A 21,148-nucleotide genomic window follows, 5' to 3' on the forward strand; every position below is an offset into this window, starting at 1 on the left:
CCTTCGACCCGTGGGGGGATCGATGGCGGGGCGCTTTTCCTGTACTGCGCGTCCTGCGGGTGCTGCGGGTAGTGCGGCTCTGCCCTCGGGTCAGCGGGACTCGACCGGGACGAAGTCGCGCAGGACCTCGCCGGTGTAGATCTGGCGCGGGCGGCCGATGCGGGAGCCGGGCTCCTTGATCATCTCGTGCCACTGGGCGATCCAGCCGGGCAGCCGGCCGATCGCGAAGAGCACGGTGAACATCTCGGTCGGGAAGCCCATGGCCCGGTAGATCAGGCCGGTGTAGAAGTCGACGTTCGGGTAGAGGTTGCGCTCGACGAAGTACTCGTCGGCCAGCGCGTGCTCTTCCAGCTTCAGGGCGATGTCGAGGAGCTCGTCGTCCTTGCCGAGCGCCGAGAGGACATCGTGCGCCGCCGCCTTGATGATCTTCGCCCGGGGGTCGAAGCTCTTGTAGACGCGGTGCCCGAAGCCCATCAGGCGGACGCCGTCCTCCTTGTTCTTCACCTTGCGGATGAAGGCGTCGACGTCGCCGCCGTCGTTCTTGATGCCTTCGAGCATCTCCAGAACGGACTGGTTGGCGCCACCGTGCAGCGGGCCCCACAGGGCCGAGATGCCGGCGGAGATCGAGGCGAACATGTTCGCCTGCGAGGAGCCGACCAGGCGCACGGTGGAGGTCGAGCAGTTCTGCTCGTGGTCCGCGTGCAGGATCAGCAGCTTGTCGAGCGCCGCGACCACGACCGGGTCCAGGTCGTACTCCTGGGCCGGCACGGAGAAGGTCATGCGCAGGAAGTTCTCGACGTAGCCGAGGTCGTTGCGCGGGTAGACCACCGGGTGGCCGACCGACTTCTTGTACGCGTAGGCCGCGATCGTCGGGAGCTTGGCCAGCAGCCGGATCGTCGAGAGGTTGCGCTGCTTCTCGTCGAACGGGTTGTGGCTGTCCTGGTAGAACGTCGACAGCGCGCTGACCACGGAGGACAGCATCGCCATCGGGTGCGCGTCGCGCGGGAAGCCGTCGTAGAAGCGCTTGACGTCCTCGTGCAGCAGCGTGTGCTGGGTGATCTCGTTGCGGAACGACGCGAGCTGGTCGACGGTCGGCAGCTCCCCGTTGATCAGCAGGTAGGCGACCTCGATGAAGGTCGAGCGCTCCGCCAGCTGCTCGATCGGGTAACCGCGGTAGCGCAGGATGCCCTGCTCACCGTCGAGGTAGGTAATGGCGGACTTATAGGCGGCGGTGTTTCCGTAGCCGCTGTCCAGGGTGACCAGCCCGGTCTGAGCCCTGAGCTTCGAGATGTCGAAGCCCTGGTCACCGACGGTGCTCTCGACCACCGGGTAGGTGTATTCACCGTCCGCGTACCGCAGTACTACAGAGTTGTCGCTCACGTCATCCCTCACCGACGTAGTGCCTCTTCTTCGAGGTGCCCTGACTGCCTCTACCTTCCCCCATTTGGCGCAGGTGAGTGCACTCGGGGTCGAGCTTTGGTGTTTTTGACGGCACTCAGTGCCGCCAGCGTGCACATCCTGCCCCCTCCGCAACCGTTGTAGGAACCCCAAATGATCGATCATCTAGGTGATGTTTCCCACCGGTATGCGGCCGGAGAGCCTGGCTGCGACGGCCGTGTACCTCCTGCCTGCGGAAACGGTACGCACCGCCTGGGCCAGGGCTTTGCGGGACCCGACCAGGACGACCAGTTTCTTCGCCCGGGTGACGGCCGTATACAGAAGGTTCCGCTGGAGCATCATCCAAGCGCCGGTCGTGACCGGGATCACCACCGCCGGATATTCACTCCCCTGGGAGCGGTGGATGGTGACGGCGTAGGCGTGGGCCAGCTCGTCGAGCTCCGCGAACTCGTAGGCCACGTCCTCGTCTTCGTCCGTGCGCACCGTCAGCCGCTGTTCCTCCAGGTCAAGGCCGGTGACCACGCCGACCGTGCCGTTGAAGACCCCGTTGGCGCCCTTGTCGTAGTTGTTGCGGATCTGCGTGACCTTGTCGCCGACCCGGAAGACCCGGCCGCCGAACCGTTTCTCGGGCAGCCCCGGCCGGGCCGGGGTGACGGCCTGCTGGAGCAGCGCGTTGAGGTTCCCGGCGCCGGCCGGACCGCGGTGCATGGGGGCGAGGACCTGGATGTCCCGCCGCGGGTCGAGGCCGAATCTGGCCGGAATACGCCGTGCGGCGACGTCGACGGTGAGCTTTCCGGCCTCCTCGGTGTCCTCCTCGGGGAAGAGGAAGAAGTCGGGCAGCCCGTCGGTGATCGGCGGCAGGCCGGTGTTGATCCGGTGGGCGTTGGTGACCACACCGGACTGCTGGGCCTGGCGGAAGATGGTGGTCAGCCGGACCGCCGGGACCGGTCCGCCCTCGGCGAGCAGATCGCGCAGCACCTCGCCCGCCCCGACCGAGGGGAGCTGGTCCACGTCGCCGACCAGCAGCAGGTGGGCACCGGGTGCCACGGCCTTGACCAGCTTGTTCGCCAGCAGCAGGTCGAGCATCGAGGCCTCGTCGACGACGACCAGGTCCGCGTCGAGCGGCCGCTCCCGGTCGTACGCCGCGTCCCCGCCCGGTTTCAGCTCCAGCAGCCGGTGCACGGTGGAGGCCTCGGCGCCGGTGAGCTCGGCCAGCCGCTTCGCCGCCCGGCCCGTGGGGGCGGCGAGGACCACCTTGGCCTTCTTGGCCCGGGCCAGCTCCACGATCGAGCGGACGGTGAAGGACTTGCCGCAGCCCGGCCCGCCGGTGAGCACCGCGACCCGGCGGGTGAGCGCGAGGCGCACGGCGTCCCGCTGCGCGGGGGCGAGCGTGGCTCCGGTCCGGCCCGCGAGCCAGCCCAGGGCCTTGTCCCAGTCCACGTCCCGGAAGGCGGGCAGCCGGTCCTCGTCCGCGTTCAGGAGGCGACGCACCTGGCCGGCCAGGGACAGCTCGGCGCGGTGGAAGGGCACCAGGTACACCGCGGTGAGGGGGTCCGGGCCGCCCTGCGGGTCGGGCACGGACTCCCGTACGACCCCTTCCGGATCGCCCGCGAGCTCGGCCAGGCAGTCGATGACCAGCCCGGTGTCCACCTGGAGCAGCTTGACCCCGTCGGCGATGAGCCGGTCCTCGGGCAGGAAGCAGTGCCCCTGGTCGGCGGACTGGGACAGGGCGTACTGGAGCCCGGCCTTGACCCGCTCGGGGCTGTCGTGCGGGATCCCGACGGCCTGCGCGATGCGGTCGGCGGTGAGGAAGCCGATGCCCCAGACGTCGGCGGCGAGCCGGTACGGCTGGTTCTTCACCACGGAGATGGAGGCGTCGGCGTACTTCTTGTAGATGCGCACGGCGATGGAGGTGGAGACGCCGACGCCCTGGAGGAAGACCATGACCTCCTTGATGGCCTTCTGCTCCTCCCAGGCCGCGCCGATCAGCCGGGTGCGCTTGGGGCCGAGGCCGGGTACTTCGATCAGCCGCTTCGGCTGCTCCTCGATGACGTCGAGGGTGTCGAGGCCGAAGTGCTCCACGATCCGGTCGGCGATCTTCGGGCCGATGCCCTTGATCAGGCCGGAGCCGAGGTAGCGCCGGATGCCCTGGATGGTCGCGGGGAGCAGCGTCGTGTAGTTCTCCACGGTGAACTGCCGGCCGTACTGGGCGTGCGAGCCCCAGCGGCCCTCCATGCGCAGCGATTCACCCGGCTGGGCCCCGAGGAGGGATCCGACGACCGTGAGCAGGTCACCGGCGCCGCGGCCGGTGTCCACCCGGGCGACCGTGTACCCGCTCTCCTCGTTGGCGTAGGTGATGCGCTCCAGCACACCTTCGACCACCGCCGGCGCCACGGCCGCGTTCGTCGTCATGGCCCGAAACTACAGCCCTGGTGCGACAGTCCGGCGGGCCTGTGGACAACTCGGCGGCGAACCAGAAGGGGTCCCGCCTTCCGGCCGGACCCCCTCACGGTTACCCCTCCCGCGTCGGACTTCCCGATCCCCCCGGATCCCCCCCGGAAGTCCCGACGCACCATACGACCCGCGACCCCCGCCCGTGGTTGCACGCGGATCCGGAACTTTACCTTTCCATTACCTCGGGGGGTCCGGGAGGCCGTCCGAGGTGCCGCCGAATCACCTCAGAAGTAGCGTTTCAGACATGAGCGAACCTTCCTTCCAGGACGACGTGCTGACCGAACTCGGCGACGACAGGCTGACCGAGATCGCCGGCCTCCTCGGCACCGACACGAACGGCGCCCGTGACACCGTCGCGGCCACGGTCGGGGCGATGACCGGCGACCTCCAGCAGAAGGCCGACGCCGATGACGACGACGGCAACGAGGTCCGCCAGGCCTTCGCGGAGGTCACCCAGGCCCCGCTGGAAGGCGTGGCCACCCTCGGCGGCGGCCTGGGCGGCATGCTCAGCGGCGGGATGATGGCCGGAGTGCTCGCCAAGGTGAGCAAGCCCGTGGCCAACGCCGTCTCGAAGAAGACCGGCATCCCCGCCCCGACCATCGCCCGGGTCATCGAACTGCTGATCCCGGTCCTGCTGGCGGTCTTCGCCAAGCGCGCGGCCGGGAAGGCCGGCGGCGCGGGCGCAGGGGCGCCGGCGGCGGCCGGCGGCGAGTCCCCCATCCCGTCGCCGGGAGCGGTACCCGGCGCGGCCGGCGCCGCCCCGGCGGGTCCGGCCGGCGGAGCCCCGGCGGCCGGCGGCGGACTCGGCGACCTGCTCGGCCAGATCCTCGGCGGCGGCAAGAAGTAGCCGCCCCCAGGAGCCGCCCTCACCCGTTCGGCCGAAACCACCCCGGCCCGGGTCCGGACCGCCCCCCGGCGGCCCGGACCCGGGCCGGCGGCCTGCCCGGCGTCCCGGCCGTCAGATCGCCGGACGGTAGAAGAAGGTCTTGCGGCGCTCGATCCTGCCGTCGCGGACGAGATAGGTGTCGGCGAAGGCCTCGTCGAGGGCCTTGCCGTCCTTGTCGGCGCCCTGGAAGCGCCCCCAGCAGGCGGCCGCGGCCAGGCCGCCGGTCACCTGGCTCACCTCGTGGGCGCCCGAGGTGATGATCCGTTCGTGCTCGTAGAACCGGCGGATCCGGTCGAGGCCCTCCAGCGCCGGATAGCCCGGCCGTTCGTACACGGCGTCCGGCGCGAAGACCTCGCCGAGCCGGTCCCACGAGCGGGTGTCGATCACCTCGAACAGCCGGGCCACCAGGGATTCGGCGGTCACCGGTGCGTGCGTCGTCGTTGTCACGGTCTTGCTCCTAGGGGGTGTGGAGGAAAAAGACGGTGCGCAGGGCCCCGCCCGCGGGGTGGATCACACCCCGTCGGTCAGGGCCTTCTCCCAGGCCGCGGCCAGACGGGAGACGCCTTCCCGGCGCTGCGCGCCGTCCAGGGAGGCGAAGGACAGCCGCAGGACCCGCGAGCCGTCCTCGTCGATGCAGAAGGGCGTGCCGGGCACGATGGCGACGCCCTGCGCCAGCGCGTGCGCGTACAGCGCGTCCGAGCCCACCCGGGGGTCGGTCAGCCGGCACCAGAAGAAGAGCCCGCCGCGCGGCCGTTCGAAGTCCAGCCAGGGCAGCTGTTCGCGCAGCAGCGTCTCCATGGCGCGGGCCCGGCCGCCGTAGAGCGTGCGCAGGCCCGCCAGGTGGGCCGGCAGGAACTCCGGGTCACCGAGCAGATCGGCGAGGAGGTACTGGCCGAAGGTGTTGGTCTGCAGGTCCCCGCACTGCTTGGCGGCGACCAGCTCCCCGATCAGCTCGGCGGGGGCGACCAGACCGGCCACCCGCAGCCCCGGGCAGACCGTCTTGGAGAGGCTCATCAGCCGGACCACGCGCCCGCTGTGGACGTCGGTCGACGGCAGCCGGCTCCCCTCGAAGGCCAGGTCCCCGTACGGGTCGTCCTCGACGACGAGGAAGCCGAACCGCTCGGCCAGCGCGGCCAGGTGACGGCGCCGCTCCTCGGAGAGCACGGCCCCGGTGGGATTGTGGAAGTGCGGTACGACGTAGACCAGCTTGGGCCGGGCCCCGGCGAGGAGCCGCTGCTCCAGTACGTCGGTGCGCATCCCCTCCGCGTCGCCGGGCACCGGCAGCAGCCGGGCCCCGGCCCGCCGGAAGACCTGGACGGCGCCCAGGTAGCTCGGGTCGTCCAGCGCCACCTCGTCGCCCTCGTCGATCAGGGTCTGGGCGACGAGGTCCAGGCCCTGCTGGCTGCCCGCGGTGACCATCACCCGGTCGGGGCCGACGGGGGCCCCGGTCGCGCTCGCCCGGGCCGCGATCACCTCGCGCATCGGGGCGATGCCGTCCGTGGGGGCGTACTGGAGGGCCCGTACCGCCGAGCCCGCGAACAGCCGGTCGGTGGCCTCGGCGAGCCGGGTCACGGGGAAGCTGTCGGGGGCCGGGATCCCGCCGGCCATGGAGAGCACCCCGGGGGCGGCGGCGGCCGCCAGGATCCGGCTCACCGCGTCGGAGCGGCCCCAGCCGGTGCGGCGGGCCAGCAGGCTCCCGATGGCGCGCGCTTCGATCGCCGGCGCTCCGACGGCGGGCGTTTTCTCCACGGGGGTCACCTTGCGTCCACCTTCCGCGGCTGCGCGACGAGCTGGGGCGGGAACTCCTTCAGGCGCCACACCGGCGAGTTGAGGACCACCAGGACGGCGGTCAGGAACAGTCCGGCCGTGACGAACAGCGTCTCGCGCAGTCCGATGAGGTCGCCGAGCCAGCCGCCCAGCAGGGCGCCGAGCGGGAGCGTCCCCCAGGAGACGAAGCGGTAGCCGGCGTTCATCCGGCCGAGCAGCTGGTCCGGGGTGATGGACTGGCGCAGGCTGATGATGTGGATGTTGGCCATGGTGCCGCCGGCCCCGATCAGGCCGAAGGCGGCGACGAACAGGGCCAGCGAGAGCGCCCCGCCGTTCGCCGGGGCCGCCGGGATGGCCGCGGGGGCCAGGCAGCACAGCAGCAGGGCCGCCAGGATGGCGTGGCCGAGCCCGATCCTGCGCTTGAGCCACTGCGCGAGCATCGAGCCGACCAGCGAACCGACCGCGCCGGTGCCCAGCAGCAGGCCGATCCCGCCGGGCGAGATGCCGAGCGTGCGGGCCGCGTAGAGCACGAACACCGTCTGGAGCGACATCCAGCACAGGTTGTACAGCCCCGACTGGAGGGCGCAGGCCCGCAGGTGGGCGCTGTCCCAGATGATCCGGATGCCCTCGGCGATGCTCGTGCGGATCCCGGTCCGCTCCTGCTGGGGCACCGGCTCCGGCTCGACGCGCCGTACCGCGAGGAGCGTGAGCACGGAGACGAGGTACGAGATCCCGTTGATCAGCAGCGCGTAGGGGGCGGTGACCCAGCCGATGAGCAGGCCGGCCAGGCCGGGACCGCCGATCTGGGCCAGCGAACTGGTGCCCTGGAGCTTGCTGTTGCCCTCCACCAGGTGCTGCTTGCCGACCAGGGTCGGCAGGTAGGACTGGTAGGAGACGTCGAAGACCACCGTGAGGGTGCCCACGAGCAGCGCGGCGACGTACACGTACTCGATGCGCAGCAGGTCGAGCACGGCCAGCAGCGGCACCGCGCTGACCAGCAGCGCCCGCCCCACGTTCGCCATGATCATCAGGGGCCTGCGGCGCACCCGGTCGACCCAGACGCCGACCAGGAGGGTGACCATCAGGAACGGGGCGTAGGAGGCCGCGTTGACGAAGCCCACCTGGGAGGAGCTGGCGTCGAGCGTCAGGACCGCGGTGAGCGGCAGCGCCAGGGTCGTGACCTGGGCCCCGACCTGTGAGATCGCCTCCCCCGACCAGAACTTGAGGAACTCCGGGTCCCGCCAGAGCGTGGCGGGTGCGGCGGCGGCCGGTGCTGCGGCCGCCGTCTCCTCCACCGGCTCGGCGGCCCCGTTCCCGATGTCGGTCACTTCGCTTCCACTCCCTCGGCGGCCGGGTCCACGTGGAACGCGCAGCCGATCTGGGCGCCGCGCAGCATGCTCACGATGCCGACGGCCGGGTCGGTGACGCCGCGGGCCAGGGTGCCGGCGTAGCGTCCGTCGACCATCAGCGTTCCGTAGGCGACGGCCATGTCCTCGCAGGTCTCGCCGTCCTCGGAGAGGAACCGCTCGGTGGTCGGCAGCAGGCGGTGCTGCAGGACGTACGGGCCGTCGACGGCCTGGCGGAGCTTGGCGACCCAGTCCTTCTGGTCGGTGGTCCAGCCGGGGGTGACGCCGACGCCGCCGTAGAGCAGGGTGGGCTTGAGGACCAGGTGGTCCTTGTTGGCGATGGCGTAGGGCAGCAGGTCGATCTTCTCGCCGCCGAAGGTGACCTTCTCGTCGCGGACGAAGCGGGTCCAGGGCAGGATCCGGTCGATCAGCTCGCGCTCGGCCTCGGTGAAGACGGCCCGGTTGCGCTCGTCGCTGAGCATCGCGAGGCTGCCCTTGTTGCCGTACAGCTCGCAGTCGAGCGGGGCGAACAGCTCGACCGTGCCGGCCTCGACGGCGTCGAGGAGCGGGTTGACGAGGTCGTAGGTGCGGGGCTCGTCGGGCATTTCGCCGGGCAGGAACATCCGGTAGACCACGTCGACCTTGCGGCCGGCGTGCAGGACGCCGCCGTTGTCGTAGGTGAAGTCGCCGAGGTGGCAGACGACGGTCTCGAAGCCGAGCCGTTCGAAGGCCGGGACGACGAACTCCATCCAGCACTTGGACTTCTCGAAGCCCTCGGGCCAGTCGGTGATCGCCAGCAACGGTCGCTCGATGCCTTCGAGGGAGGGCGCCTGGCGGCGCAGCACCTCGGTGATGCGGGCGAGCGGGTCGGGGTAGACCAGGTTCTCGGTGGCCGCGAACTTCGCGAACTCCTCGTCCTGGATCAGGGCGCGGGCGAACTCGCCCATCTGCCAGCCGCCGAGCGAGGAGCCGGTGTTGAGCTCCATGACGCGGAAGCCGCCGGTCTCGCGGTACAGGTCGGCGCGGGAGAGCGGGGCGAGCTCGTCCACGGAGCCGCGCAGCACCAGGTCGGCCTGGGTGGGCGACATGCCCACGGCGGTGGCGAAGGCGCGCAGGTCGCCGCCGTAGAGCCGGGCGGGGACCGCCTTGAGCAGTTCGAAGAGGCCGTTCAGGTCGTTCTCCAGGCCGGTGACGTCGGCCTCGCTGAGGAAGACGGGCCGGTTGAGGCCCTCGCCGCCGCCGGCTCCGTAGCGGAACCACTCCACGCCCCGGACGCCGGAGACGCTCTGACGGGCCGCGGTGCGCTCGTGGTCGAAGAAGCGGCGGGTCACGGCGTTCTCGACGCGGGCGCCGAGCCGGTGCGCGGCGACTCCGGAGACCTCCGTACGGGAGAGCGCCTCGGCGCGGTCCAGGGCGCGGCGGGTGCCGGCCGGGGTCTCGCTGACGGCGATGAGCGCGGCGGAGCGGGGGGTCAGGCCGCGGGGCGGCAGCAGCAGCTCGTCGCCGGGCTCGACCAGGGCCACGGCCTCGGCCAGGTCCTCCACGTCCTCGGGGGCGGGCAGGACGACGCGGTCGACGGCGCCGTCGTAGGCCGGGTAGAGGAAGCGGACCTCGGCGCTGAGCGCGCGGGTCGGGGTGACGTCCGGGGTCTGCTCGAAGGCGATCCGGGCGGCGGCCAGCGGCAGGTCCACGCCGGTGGCGAGCTTGTTGAGGTGCGGGATGAGGTCGCCGCCGAGGCGGCCGTTGAGCTCGATGAGGCGGGGGCCGTTGGCGGCGACGCGCAGTTCGGTGTGGGTGACCCCGTAGTCGACTCCGGCGGCCCGGTGCGAGTCCTGGACCAGCTGGGTGACGGCCTCCGCCCAGGGCTCGTGGCGCCAGTCGGTGACCAGGTGGCCGACCTCTTCGAAGTACGGGTGGGCGCCGAGGCGCTTGCGGGCCACGCACACCGGGGTGGCCAGGCCGTCCACGACGACGCTGTCCACGCTCAGTTCGGGGCCCTCGATGAACTCCTCGATCAGCACCGAGGCGGTGGTGCCGGCGCCGCGCAGCCGGCTGGTGGAGGCGAGCCGGAAGGCGCGGCGCAGGCCGTCGACGTCGCGGGCCATCATCACGCCGAAGCTGCCGCCGAGGGTGCGGGGCTTGACGACGACGGGGAAGCCGATGGACTCGGCGGCGGCGACGGCCTCGTCCTCGGTGGTGGCCGGGACGTAGCGGACGGCGGCCATGCCGGCGGCTTCCAGGGCCTGGCGGGTGGCGTACTTGTCGCGGCAGATCTTGGCGGCGGCCGGGTCCATGGCGCGCATGCCGAGCTTCTTGGCGACGGAGGAGACGGCGACCAGGGACCACTCGTCCCAGGTGACGATCGCGGCGTCGGCGACCTCGCCGCGCAGGTCGGCGACCGGGGCGTAGAGCTTCGCGGCGTCCGTGGTGTCGGCGATCCGGTGGGTCTCCACGTAGCGGGCCTGCCAGGTGGGGGCCTCCGGCGCGACGAGGGTCACCTCGTAGTGCTGGGCGAGGGAGGCCAGGGCGTATTCCCGGTACTGCTGTATGCGGCTGCCTACGAGGATGACGCGCTGGCGTTCGGAGGTCATGAAGACCACGGTGGATTCCTTTCCGGTACGGGGCGTTGGTGCGGGTTCGCCCCGGAGAACAGGGGGTGCGAGACGTGGGGTGGGTCAGCCCGTCGGGCCGTCGGCGGACGGTCCCTCGGTGGACGGTCCCTCGGTGGACGGGCCGTCGGCGGGCAGGGGGTCGGCGGGCAGGGAGTCGGCCGGGACGCAGGTCAGCCGGAAGGAGTTCGCGGACTCGGTGATCGCGGCCTCGACCTCCCGGGTGCTGGGGCCGCGGAAGCGGAAGCGGGTGCCGACGTGCTCGTAGCCGCTGATCGCCGGGGCCGTGGAGCCGACCGGGGTGTGCTTGACGGCGTACGGGAGGCGGCCCGGCGCGGGTTCCCGTACCCAGCCGGCCGCTTCGACGCGGCAGGGGGCGGGGACCGGGAGCGGGAGCAGGAGGTAGCCGCCGACCTCGCTGGTCTTGAGCGGCGGCAGGACGGGGGTCAGGCCGAGCTGGATGTCCACGGCGGCGGCCATCAGGTCGACTTCGTGGACGTCGCGCCAGGTGAAGGGGATCTCTCCGCCGCCCACCCGGGCCCCGCACTCCAGGAAGACCAGCGCGGGCCCGCCGCCGGGGGCCGGGGTGACGAAGGCCTCCAGGTGGAAGACCCAGGGCTGGGAGCCGCCGAGGGCGGGGCCGACCGCGGCGGCGAAGGCCTCGACGGCCTCCAGCAGCGCGGGATCGTCCTCCTCCACGGAGCCGAGCCAGGTGCCCTGGGTGAAATCGGCGCAGGTGCCGCCCACGTAGCGCGAGACGGTCCAGCTGCCCAGCGAATCGCCTTCCCAGAGGCCGTCGATGTGCAGGATCGGCCCGTCGACGTAGCTCTGGACGAGGTGCGGTTCGGCGGCCAGGGCGGCGGCCAGAGCGTCCCGTTCGGCCGGCTCGGCCAGTGCGTCGGCGGAGTCGAGCTGGACCACGCCCCGGCTGGCGGTGCCGCGGTGCGGTTTGACGACCAGCGGCCAGCCGTGGGCCTCGCCGAAGGCGAGCACGGCGGCCGGGTCCGGCGCGGGGGCGAAGGCCGGCACGGGCAGTCCGGCGGCCTCGGCCGTGCGGCACATGGTCAGCTTGTCGCGGAACACGGCCAGTTCGGCACTGTGCTGGCCGGGGATCGCGAACTCCTCGCGGATCAGCGCGGCCGTGTCCAGGTCCCCCTCGTTGAGGGCGATCAGCCGCGCCGGGGCGCCGAAGCGGGCCACGAGCCCGGTGACGGCCGCGCGGACGGCGGGCAGGTCGTCGGTCAGGGCGACGGTGGTGACCGCGGCGGCGGCCGGGGGTAACGAGGCACGGCCGAGCTCGGTGCTCACGTACGTGACGTGGGCGGCGCCGTGGTCGATGTAGTCGGCGTAGTGCGCGTGGGTGTCCCGCCAGCGGTGCAGGACGACGATGTGCGGCCGGTCGGTGCTCATGCCGTCCCGCCCTCCTCACCCGCGTCGGCGGAGACGTCGGCGGAGACATCGGCACCACCGGCGGCAGTGGTGAGCCAGGGCAGCGCCGCCGTGGCCATCGTGCGGACGCCGACGGACAGCGCGGGTCCGGCGACGGGGGCGAAGGTGGAGGAGTGGTTCTGCGGGAGCTCCTCCAGCTTTCCGGCCGCGAAGGCCTCGCCGAAGGCCTGCGGGTCGAGGCCGCCGTAGAACCAGTACACCGAGGGGACCTGGGCGGCGCTCGCGAGCAGGCCGAAGTCCTCGCTGGCGGTGGTCGGGCCCATCGTCATGACGGCCCCGGCCCCGAAGTGCTCGCGGTGGGCGTCGGCCACCCGCTCGGCGGCCGCGGTGTCGTTGACGGTCATCGGCAGGTGGTAGACGGAGGTGATCTCCGGGTCGGCGGTCGCGCCCGCCGCCGCCGATTCGGCGCGGGCGAGGCGCTCGATGGCCGCGAGGACCTTCTCGCGGACCGGGGCCGAGCTGGTGCGGACGTTGATGCCGAGCTCGGCGGTGTCGGGTATGACCGCGGCGGTGGTGCCGGCGTGCAGTTTGCCGACGGTGACCACCACCGGCTCCTGGGCGGAGATCTCGCGGGAGACCACCGTCTGGAGCCGCATGACCAGCGAGGCCGCCATCACGACGGGGTCGACCGCGGCCTCGGGCTTGGAGCCGTGGCCGCCGCGGCCGAAGAGCGTGACGGTGATCGAGTCGGTGGCGCCCATGACCACGCCGGGCAGGGTCGCGACGAGCCCGGCGGGACCGGGTCCCACGTGCGAGCCGAGGATCACGTCGGGGCGCGGGAAGCGCTCGAAGAGCCCGTCCTCGACCATCTCGCGGGCTCCGTAGCCGCTCTCCTCGCCCGGCTGGAACACGGCGACGACGGTGCCCCGCCAGGCCTCGCGGTTACGGGCGAACAGGGCGCAGGACCCGATCAGCGCGGCCACGTGCAGGTCGTGGCCACAGGCGTGCATCACCGGGACCTCGGCGCCCGTTTCGTCGGTGGCGGTCTCGGTGCTCGCGTACGGCAGCCCGGTGGCCTCCTTGACGGGCAGCGCGTCCATGTCGGCGCGCAGCATGGCCACGGGTCCCTCGCCGTTGCGCAGGACCGCGACCACGCCGGTGCGGCCGACGCCGGTGGTGATCTCCCAGCCGCCCTGGGCGGCGAGGCGCTCGGCGACGAGGGCCGCCGTCCGCTTCTCCTGGAAGGCGAGTTCGGGGTGGGCGTGCAGTTCGCGGTAGTCGGCTTCGAGGGCCGGCATCAGCGAGTCGAGACCTTCGAGCAGTGCAGTCATGACGTCCTTCTCAGGCGTGAGGGGTTACGGACCCGGGGTGTTCGCGACCGGGGTGTCGGCGAGCGAGGTGTCGGCGAGCGAGGTGTCGGCGAGCGGGGTGTCAGCGACCGGGGTGTTCCCGCACTCCCCACGAGGCGGCCAGCGCCACCGCGGCCGTCAGCGCGGGCCACCAGGGCAGCCAGTCGTTGTGGCCGGCCGACCTCAGGAGCTCGGCGAGCATCGGGAACGTGCCGCCGAAGAGGCTGATCGCGGCCGCGGTGGGAAGGCCCACGGCGACGGCGCGCACCGCGGGCGGGAACAGCTGCCCCGCGAAGACGTTGCTCACCGCGAGCGGGAGGCCCAGCAGGAAGAGCAGCACCACGGTGACCAGTTGGACGGGGACCCGGCCGGAGTTCATGGCCAGCAGCAGCGGCACGGTGCCCAGGGCGAGCCCGGCGAAGCCGAGGCGCAGGACGGGCAGCGCCCCGAACCGGTCGGCGGCCCTGCCGCCGCCGAGCATGGCCGCGAGGAGCGCCACCATGCCGAGGAGCAGTGCGGCGGAGGTCTCCTCCTTGCCGGCGGCCCCGGCGCTCTCGGCGTACGAGGGGAAGTCGACGGTGACGAAGTAGAAGGCGGTGGTGGCCCCGGAGGTGATGGCGAACACCACGGCGAGCCGCCGGAGATGGGCCCGCAGCACCGGCCAGGGGCTCGGCGCCTTCGCCGCCGGCGCCGCCCCGGCGGCCGCCTCCGCCGCCGGCGCCACCGGCGCCGCCGCGGCGGCCGCACCTGCGGGCCGGGCCGGTGCCTCCCCGGGCGGGGCCGCTCCCTGCGCGGCCCCGCCCGCGGTGGCGGCGGTGAAGACGGCGCTCTCCGCCGCGCCGCGCCGGATCCACAGGGCGGTGAGGCCGAGCAGTCCGCCGAAGACGAAACCGAAGCGCCAGGCGCCGTCCTCGACCCCGCTCTCCCCGAACACCCCGAGCAGGACGTTCATGACGATGAAGGAGAGCGCACTGCCCAGCACCACGCCCCCGTAGGAGACGGCGCTGTAGAAGTAGCGGCGTCCGGCCGGTGCGGTCTCGGTGACGTACGCGGCCACGCTCGGGTTCTCGGCCCCGACCGACAGGCCCTGCACCAGCCGGGCCCCGACCACCAGGAGCGGAGCCGCCAGGCCGATGGAGGCGTAGCCGGGGACGACGGCCAGGAACAGGGAGCCCGCGGCGATCAGGCCGACCGTCAGGGTCAGTCCGTAGCGCCGGCCGCGGGTGTCGGTGAGGCGGCCGATGAGGACGCTGCCCAGCGGGCGGACCAGGAAGCCGAGGGCGAAGCCGAGGTAGGCGGCGATGAGTTTGGCGGTGGGCGAGGTGCCGGGGAACAGTGCCTCGGCGAAGTAGGGGGCGAGGATGCCGTAGATGGTCCAGTCGTAGGCCTCGACGACCGAGCCGACGGTGGCGGCGGCCAGTTCCCTGCGGGGGCGCCGGGCCGGCGCCGGTGCGGCGGCGGGGGTGGCCGCCGCCGCACCGGCCTGCGGGAGGCCGGCTTGGTCAATGCTGGTCATCTGTTACTCCGTAGACCCTGATCAGTGAGGTGTCCTGCCCGGGGAAGGGCACGGCGTGCAGCCGGACCCCGGTCGCCGGGAGGGCGTCCAGGCCGGTCAGCCCGGTGAGGGCGGGCAGGCCGGCGGCGGCGAGCGCCGCCGCCACCGGCCCGTTGCCCTCGCGGCTGTCGGTCGCCACGAGGAGCGCGCCCTGCCCGGCGAGCAGGTCCACCGCGTCCTCGGTGAGGTACGGGCCGGCCGCGCGGCCGGTCTGTACGACGACGGCGTGCCCGGCGAGGTCGAAGGGCGCCAGCGCGAGCCGGTCGGCGACCGGCTGCCCGGCTCCCAGGAGCCGGACCAGGACCACGGGAAGGTCCACCAGGCCGGCCAGGCCCGGGGCGGCGCCGCCCGGGACGGCCGGCCAGGCGGCCCGGGTGGCGGGGCCGGTCAGGTCCGCGGTGGTGCGGCCCGAGCCGGCCGCGCCGGTGTTCCGGGAGCCCTTGTGGGGCTCCCGGAGCAGTTCCCGGCGGGTGATCTTCGTGCTGCCGACCATCAGCAGTCCGAGGTGGCGGACGATCAGTTCGCCCAGGTCCCCGTCGGTGATGTCGTCACCGGGGATGTCCAGGCGGAACCCCTGCATCTGCAGGGCGCCGCCGTTGCTGAAGACGACCTCCGCGTCGAAGTCGACCCGCCACTCGGCGCTGTTGTTCGTTCCCGTGGTCATTTCTCTGTCCTTCTCTCGGTGGATCCGTGCTCCGCCGCGCCGCCCCGGTTTCTCCGGGTCGGCGCGGTCGACCGGCTCAGGCGCAGTCGATCAGAGCTTTCTCCAGTGCCGCCGCCATCTCGTGGATCTCCTCGTCGGTGATCACCAGTGGCGGGAGCAGCCGGAGCACGGCGCCGTGCCGGCCGCCGCTCTCCAGCAGCAGCCCGTGGTCCAGGCAGGCGCGCTTGACGCGCTTGGCCCGGGCCCCGTCGGCGGGAAGCGAACCGAGGGAGTCGGCCCGGCCCGTGGGGTCCACGATCTCGATGCCCCACATCAGCCCCCGGCCGCGGATCTGGCCGATCTCGGGGTGACCGGCGGCGAGCCGGCCGAGCAGGGAGGCGATCAACTCGCCCTTGGCGGCGGCTTTTTCGATCAGGCCCTCGGACGCGGTGACCCGCATGGCGGCGAGTCCCGCGACCAGGGCGATCTGGTTGCCGCGGAAGGTGCCCGCGTGGGCTCCGGGCGTCCACGCGTCGTACTTGCCGTGGTAGAGCAGCAGCGACAGCGGGAAGCCGCCGCCGGCCGCCTTGGAGACGAGGACGGCGTCCGGCTCGATCCCGGACTCCTCGAAGGCCCACATGGTGCCGGTGCGTCCGAAGCCGGCCTGGATCTCGTCGAGGACCAGCGGGATGTCGAGCCGGGCGGTGATCTCCCGCAGTCCGCGCAGCCATGCGGCCGGGGCCGGGATCACCCCGCCCTCGCCCTGGACCGCTTCGACGAAGACCGCGGCGGGCTTGGTGATGCCGCTCTCCGGGTCGGTGAGCACCCGCTCGATGTAGGTGAGGCCGGCCCGGATGCCCGCCTCGCCGCCGATGCCGAAGGGGCAGCGGTAGTCGTAGGGGTAGGGGAGGTGGTGGACGTCCGGCATGAGGGAGGGCACGGACTCCTTGGCGCCCAGGTTGCCGGTGAGGGCGAGGGCGCCGGCCGTCATGCCGTGGTAGGCCCCGTGGAAGGAGATCACCGTCCGGCGGCCGGTGGCGATCTTGAACAGCTTGATCGCGGCTTCGGTGGCGTCGGTGCCCGCCGGTCCGCAGAACTGCGTCTTGAAGGTGTCCGCCATGGTGCCCGGCAGCCGCTCGTAGAGCGCCTGGAGGTACTCGTACTTGGCCGGGGTGGTCAGGTCCAGTGCCTGCTGGACCTGACCGGAGGTGAGGTACTCCCCCACCGCGGTCAGCACGTCCGGGTGGTTGTGCCCCAGGGCGAGGGTGCCCGCCGCGGCGAGGCAGTCCAGGTACGTGCGGCCGTGCCCGTCGCGGATGCGTGCGCCGTGCCCTTCGGCGAGGAGCTTGCCGAAGGCGTTGGCGTAGGTCCGGGCGCCCGATTCGCGCGCCTCGACGAAGGTGTACATCTCGTCCGGCGTGAGGGTGGTCACGTCGTCACTTCCTCAGGTGTGAGCGGGCGTCGGCGACCATGACCTGACCGAGGGCGATTCCTCCGTCATTGGTCGGAACGAGCCGGTGGACAAAGGTGTCGAACCCGTCGGCGGTCAGCCCGGTCAGACAGTTGAGCAGCAGGAACTCGTTGAGGAACACGCCTCCGGAGAGGGCGACCTGGTTGACGCCGGTCTCCTCCCGCAGGGCCTTGCAGCGCTCGCGGACCATGTCGACCACGGCCGTGTGGAACCGGCGGCTGATCCGGTCCACGGGCAGTCCGGCGGCGATGTCGGCGGCCATGGCCCGGATCACGGGCCGCGGGTCCACCTCGGTCAGTCCGTCCGCCGCGTAGGACCCGAAGCGGTACGAGGCCTGCGCCTCGCGGGTGGCGTCGCGGTCGAGCAGCCCTTCCAGCTCGATCGGGCCCTGGGCCTCGTACTCGGCCCTGGCGCAGACCCCGGCGAGGGCGGCGGCCCCGTCGAAGAGCCGGCCCATGCTGGAGGTGGCCGGGGAGTTGATCCCCCGGGCCGCCATCCTCGCGAAGACCTGGCGGCGCTGCCCGTCGAGGACGGCGAGGGCGGGGAAGCCCTCCAGGGCCCGGTCCGCGTCCCCGTCGAAGGCGTCCAGGGCGAGGGCGTAGCCGGTGCGGATGGGTTCGCGCACGGCCTGGTCCCCGCCGATCAGCGGCAGGCCGCGCATCCGGCCGACCCGGCGGAAGGCGGCGTACTCCCCGAGGAGGAACTCCCCGCCCCACACCGTGCCGTCCTCGCCGTAGCCGAAGCCGTCGAAGATCACGCCGAGGGTGGTGCCGCGGACGTGGTTCTCCGCCATGCAGGAGGCCATGTGGGCGTGGTGGTGCTGGACTTCCACGGTGGGCAGCGCCGGTCCGGTGCCGTCGTCGTCCAGGGCGGCCCGGGTGGAGCGGAACTGCGGGTGCATGTCGTGCGCGGTGACCTCCGGCTTGAGCGCGTACAGCTGCGCCAGGTGCCGGGCGGTGCGGTGGTGCGCGGCGAAGGTCTCGTCGTTCTTGAGGTCGCCGATGTGCTGGCTGAGGAAGACCTGGGAGCCGTTGGTGAGGGCCACGGTCGTCTTCAGTTCGGCGCCGAGGGCGACCACGGGGGCCACCTCGCGGCCGACGTCCACGGGGTAGGGGGCGTAGCCGCGGGCCCGGCGGATGAACTGGAGCAGCGGCTCGTCGAGTTCGGGGTGGTCGGAGAGGCGGACGACCGAGTCGTCGACGCGGATCTCGATGTCGCGGTCGTGGTAGAGGATCACGTCCGCGATCTCGAAGAGCTGTTCCAGGGCCTCTTCGTTGCGGTAGGCGATGGGGTAGCCGGAGATGTTGCCGCTGGTGGCGACGAGCGCTTCGAGGCCGGGCTCGTCCAGTAGCAGGTGGTGGTGGGGTGCCGAGGGCAGCATGATCCCCAGGTTGGGGTTGCGCGGGGCCACGGACTCCGGGAGGGAGCCCGCGCGCTTGCGGGCCAGCAGGATGGGCCGGGCCGGCGAGCGCAGGACGTCGATCTCCGCCTCGGAGAGCTCCACCAGGGCCTGCGCCGTGGTGAGGTCGCGGACCATCACCGCGAACGGCTTGGAGTCGCGGCGCTTGCGGCTGCGCAGCAGGGCCACGGCGTCCGCGTTCGTCGCGTCCACCACGAGGTGGAAGCCGCCGACGCTCTTCATGGCCGCGATCCCGCCGTCGGCCAGCACCCGGGCGGCCCGCAGGAGGGCCTCGTCCCCTTCGGCCGCGCCCCCCTCGCGGTCCCGGAGCAGCAGCCGGGGGCCGCAGTCCGGGCACGCGTTGGGCTGTGCGTGGTAGCGCCGGTCCATCGGGTCCTCGTACTCGGCCTTGCAGTCCGGGCACATGGTGAAGGCGGCCATGGTGGTCATCGGCCGGTCGTACGGCAGGTCCTGGATGATGGAGTACCGGGGCCCGCAGTTGGTGCAGTTGATGAAGGGGTAGCGGTGCCGGCGGTCCTTCGGGTCGCGAAGTTCCGCCTGGCAGTCGCCGCATACGTGGGTGTCCGCCGGGAGCAGCGCGGACCGGGCTCCGGTGTGCTCGCTGTGCACGATGGTGAACGGGCCCGCGGGCACGGTGCCGCGGTCCAGTCCCCGGGTCGGCCGGACCTCGTCCACCCGGGCGAGCTCGGGGGCGCGGCCGCTGAGGCCCGCCGCGAACTCCTCCAGGGCGGCGACCGGTCCGGACGCCTCCACCAGCACGCCTTCGGGGTCGTTGCGAACCCAGCCGGAGAGGCCGAGTTCACGGGCCAGCTTGTAGACGAACGGCCGGTAGCCGACGCCCTGGACCACGCCGGTGACGCGGATGCGCCACTCGTCGAAGGCGCTGACAGCGCTGGCGGCGCTGCCGGTCCCGTCGGGCCGCTGCGTGACGGTCTGCTGCTCGGTGCTGCTCATGGCGGTTTCCTCGGTCCCTTTCTCAGCAGAGCCGGGGGAGTTCGGCGCCGAGGAGTTCCTCCAGCTGGGTCTCGCGGCCGTCCTTGTCGCGCAGCAGCACCAGGCCCTCGGTGTCCTCGGAGATCTCGCCGATGGTCACCGCGTCCTTGCCGTAGGGCTGGGAGCGCAGGGCCGCCAGTACCTCGGCCTCGGCCGCCGGGTCCACGAAGAGCGCCAGGCAGCCCTCGTTGGCGCAGTGCAGCGGGTTGATCCCGAGCATGTCGGCGGCCATGGCCGTCTCGTGCTGGATCGGCAGGTCGGCCTCGGTGACGCGGATGGAGCGGCCGAGCTTGCCGGCGTACTCGTGGAGCACGGCGGTCAGGCCGCCGCGGGTGACGTCGCGCATCGAGCGGACGGCGCCGGGCACCGTGCCCGACAGGACCGTGTCGACGAGCCCGTTCAGCGGGGCGCAGTCGCTGTCCACGCGCTGCTCGAAGCCGAGCCCCTCGCGGATGGAGAGCAGGTGCACGGTGTGGTTGCCGATGGGGCCGCTGAGGATCACCTTGTCGCCGGGGCGCACGTCGGTCATGGTGAGCGGCTCGCGCTCGAAGACCCCGACGCCGGCGGTGTTCAGGTAGATCTGGTCGGCCTCGCCCTTGCGGACCACCTTGGTGTCCCCTCCGACGATCTGTACGCCGGCCTCGCGGGCCGTGTCGCGGATCGACTCCAGGGCGCGGACGAGCTTGGCGATGGGGAGCCCGGTCTCCAGGATCATGCCGAGGGTGAGGTACTTGGGCCGGGCGCCGGCCACGGCCAGGTCGTTGACCGTGCCGCAGACCGCGATCTTCCCGATGTCCCCGTTGCCGAAGAACGGCGGGTCGACGACGAAGGAGTCGGTGGTCATCGCGATGCGGTCGCCCTCGATCTTGAGGATCGCGCTGTCCTCCATGATGCCGATGTAGACGTCGCCGAGGGTCGAGGCGATCACCTGGAGGAGGTCCTGGCTCAGCTTCGCGCCGGTGCCGTGGTCGAGGACGATGAATTCGGTGGGATCCACGCTCGTGGTCATGCCGGTTCCTTCCTGGAACGGGTCGTTGCGGTCGGGGGCGTGGTCACGGGGTCTTGATGTTCTTGCGGGGCAGTCCGCCCTCGGCGTCGAGGACCTTGATGACCTCGGCGGAGTCGGACACCGTGGCGCAGTAGCCCTCCAGCCAGTCCAGGGCGCGCTGCTTGTCGTCCAGGCGGGCCGAGACGACGCAGTCGGAGGGGACCCAGATGTTGTAGCCGCGGAAGAAGGCGTCGGCGGCGGTGGTCTGGACGCATATCTGCGTCTGCATGCCGGTGATCAGCACGGTGTCCACGCCGAGGGCCTGGAGCCGCTCGTGCAGGTCGGTCTCGTAGAAGCCCGAGTCCTTGCTCTTCTCCATGACGACGTCCTCGGGGGCCAGGAAGGCCTCGATGATGTCGGCGCCGTGGGTACCGCGCTGGACCGGGAGGTAGCCGTCGTAGCGCTCGGCGTTCGGGTCGTCCGGGTCGTTGACGAGCTGCAGGTGGAAGATGTGGTGGCCGCGGCTGCGCATCTCGTCGAGGAAGCCGGTGAAGTGCGGGGTCGCGGCCTCGACGGCGGCGACGCGCTCGGGGTTCTTCTCGACCAGTTCGTACTGCAGGTCGTTGGTCAGGACGGCGATCTTGGACATGGCTGTGCCCTTCGGTGGAGTGGCGTGGTCCCGCGGCCCGTCCGGCGCACGTCGATGTGCGCCCCGGCGGGCGGTGGGTGGGAGAGGGGGAGCTGCGCACCGGCCGGTCGGCCGCGAGGGGCCGTGGCGCACGGGCGGATCGGCCCGGGGCGGTGTACGGCGTGCTCGGTGCGGGGGCCGGCGCGGCCCTGGGGGCGGCGCGGCGGTCAGGAGGGGCGGCGCGGATGCGGG

At 72.4% G+C, this 21,148-nt stretch carries 15 protein-coding genes; 1 reads left to right on the forward strand and 14 read right to left on the reverse strand.

The window, feature by feature from the left end:
- Positions 1 to 90 precede the first annotated feature (90 nt).
- Together ACWCP2_RS27105 and recD2 are read right to left on the reverse strand one after the other, a co-directional pair.
- Complete coding sequence (locus ACWCP2_RS27105) at positions 91 to 1,380, reverse strand: citrate synthase (RefSeq protein ID WP_243335006.1); 1,290 nt, start codon at positions 1,378 to 1,380, stop codon at positions 91 to 93.
- A 183-nt stretch (positions 1,381 to 1,563) separates the two neighbouring features.
- Positions 1,564 to 3,810 carry an SF1B family DNA helicase RecD2 gene (recD2, locus tag ACWCP2_RS27110; RefSeq protein WP_450911193.1) on the reverse strand — a complete coding sequence of 749 codons (2,247 nt, stop codon included), beginning with the start codon at positions 3,808 to 3,810 and terminating at the stop codon, positions 1,564 to 1,566.
- Positions 3,811 to 4,096: 286 nt separating this feature from the next.
- Here recD2 and ACWCP2_RS27115 point away from each other — a divergent pair, with 286 nt between their 5' ends.
- Positions 4,097 to 4,699 carry a DUF937 domain-containing protein gene (locus ACWCP2_RS27115; protein ID WP_450911194.1) on the forward strand — a complete coding sequence of 201 codons (603 nt, stop codon included), beginning with the start codon at positions 4,097 to 4,099 and terminating at the stop codon, positions 4,697 to 4,699.
- Between the two features lie 111 nt (positions 4,700 to 4,810).
- On the opposite strand, the gene ACWCP2_RS27120 is transcribed toward ACWCP2_RS27115, so the two are convergent.
- The 12 genes from ACWCP2_RS27120 to ACWCP2_RS27175 all read right to left on the reverse strand — a co-directional run bounded on the left by ACWCP2_RS27120 (position 4,811) and on the right by ACWCP2_RS27175 (position 20,917).
- Entirely contained in the window at positions 4,811 to 5,185 is a 375-nt protein-coding gene (locus tag ACWCP2_RS27120) for a nuclear transport factor 2 family protein (protein ID WP_450911195.1), read from the reverse strand.
- Between the two features lie 63 nt (positions 5,186 to 5,248).
- Positions 5,249 to 6,487 carry an aminotransferase-like domain-containing protein gene (locus tag ACWCP2_RS27125; protein ID WP_450911196.1) on the reverse strand — a complete coding sequence of 413 codons (1,239 nt, stop codon included), beginning with the start codon at positions 6,485 to 6,487 and terminating at the stop codon, positions 5,249 to 5,251.
- A 5-nt stretch (positions 6,488 to 6,492) separates the two neighbouring features.
- Entirely contained in the window at positions 6,493 to 7,833 is a 1,341-nt protein-coding gene (locus ACWCP2_RS27130) for an MFS transporter (protein WP_450911197.1), read from the reverse strand.
- The gene (locus tag ACWCP2_RS27135; RefSeq protein WP_450911198.1) at positions 7,830 to 10,442 is read right to left on the reverse strand and encodes an ATP-grasp domain-containing protein; all 2,613 of its coding nucleotides are present in this window, start codon (positions 10,440 to 10,442) and stop codon (positions 7,830 to 7,832) included. The genes ACWCP2_RS27130 and ACWCP2_RS27135 overlap by 4 nt, the downstream gene beginning before the upstream one ends.
- An 84-nt stretch (positions 10,443 to 10,526) precedes the next feature.
- Entirely contained in the window at positions 10,527 to 11,870 is a 1,344-nt protein-coding gene (locus tag ACWCP2_RS27140) for an ATP-grasp domain-containing protein (protein ID WP_450911199.1), read from the reverse strand.
- On the reverse strand, positions 11,867 to 13,180 hold the full coding sequence (locus ACWCP2_RS27145; protein ID WP_450911200.1) for an amidohydrolase: 1,314 nt from the start codon (positions 13,178 to 13,180) through the stop codon (positions 11,867 to 11,869). Before ACWCP2_RS27145 ends, ACWCP2_RS27140 begins: the two co-directional genes overlap by 4 nt.
- Positions 13,181 to 13,280: 100 nt before the next feature.
- Positions 13,281 to 14,714, reverse strand: a complete 1,434-nt coding sequence (locus tag ACWCP2_RS27150) for an MFS transporter (protein WP_450911201.1) — start codon at positions 14,712 to 14,714, stop codon at positions 13,281 to 13,283.
- Positions 14,701 to 15,417 (reverse strand): hypothetical protein, encoded by a 717-nt coding sequence (locus ACWCP2_RS27155; RefSeq protein WP_450911202.1) that lies wholly within the window; start codon positions 15,415 to 15,417, stop codon positions 14,701 to 14,703. The genes ACWCP2_RS27150 and ACWCP2_RS27155 overlap by 14 nt, the downstream gene beginning before the upstream one ends.
- 76 nt (positions 15,418 to 15,493) lie before the next feature.
- A complete protein-coding gene (locus ACWCP2_RS27160) occupies positions 15,494 to 16,828 on the reverse strand; it encodes a diaminobutyrate--2-oxoglutarate transaminase family protein (protein ID WP_450911203.1) in 1,335 nt (444 codons plus the stop codon).
- Positions 16,829 to 16,832: 4 nt separating this feature from the next.
- Positions 16,833 to 19,241 (reverse strand): carbamoyltransferase HypF, encoded by a 2,409-nt coding sequence (hypF, locus tag ACWCP2_RS27165; protein WP_450911204.1) that lies wholly within the window; start codon positions 19,239 to 19,241, stop codon positions 16,833 to 16,835.
- 22 nt (positions 19,242 to 19,263) lie between these two features.
- Positions 19,264 to 20,289 carry a hydrogenase expression/formation protein HypE gene (hypE, locus tag ACWCP2_RS27170; protein ID WP_450911205.1) on the reverse strand — a complete coding sequence of 342 codons (1,026 nt, stop codon included), beginning with the start codon at positions 20,287 to 20,289 and terminating at the stop codon, positions 19,264 to 19,266.
- Between the two features lie 43 nt (positions 20,290 to 20,332).
- Positions 20,333 to 20,917, reverse strand: coding sequence for a cysteine hydrolase family protein (locus tag ACWCP2_RS27175; protein ID WP_327306640.1), 585 nt, complete (start codon positions 20,915 to 20,917; stop codon positions 20,333 to 20,335).
- Positions 20,918 to 21,148 lie beyond the last annotated feature (231 nt).

The sequence above is a fragment of the Streptomyces sp. NPDC002104 genome, assembly GCF_053593795.1.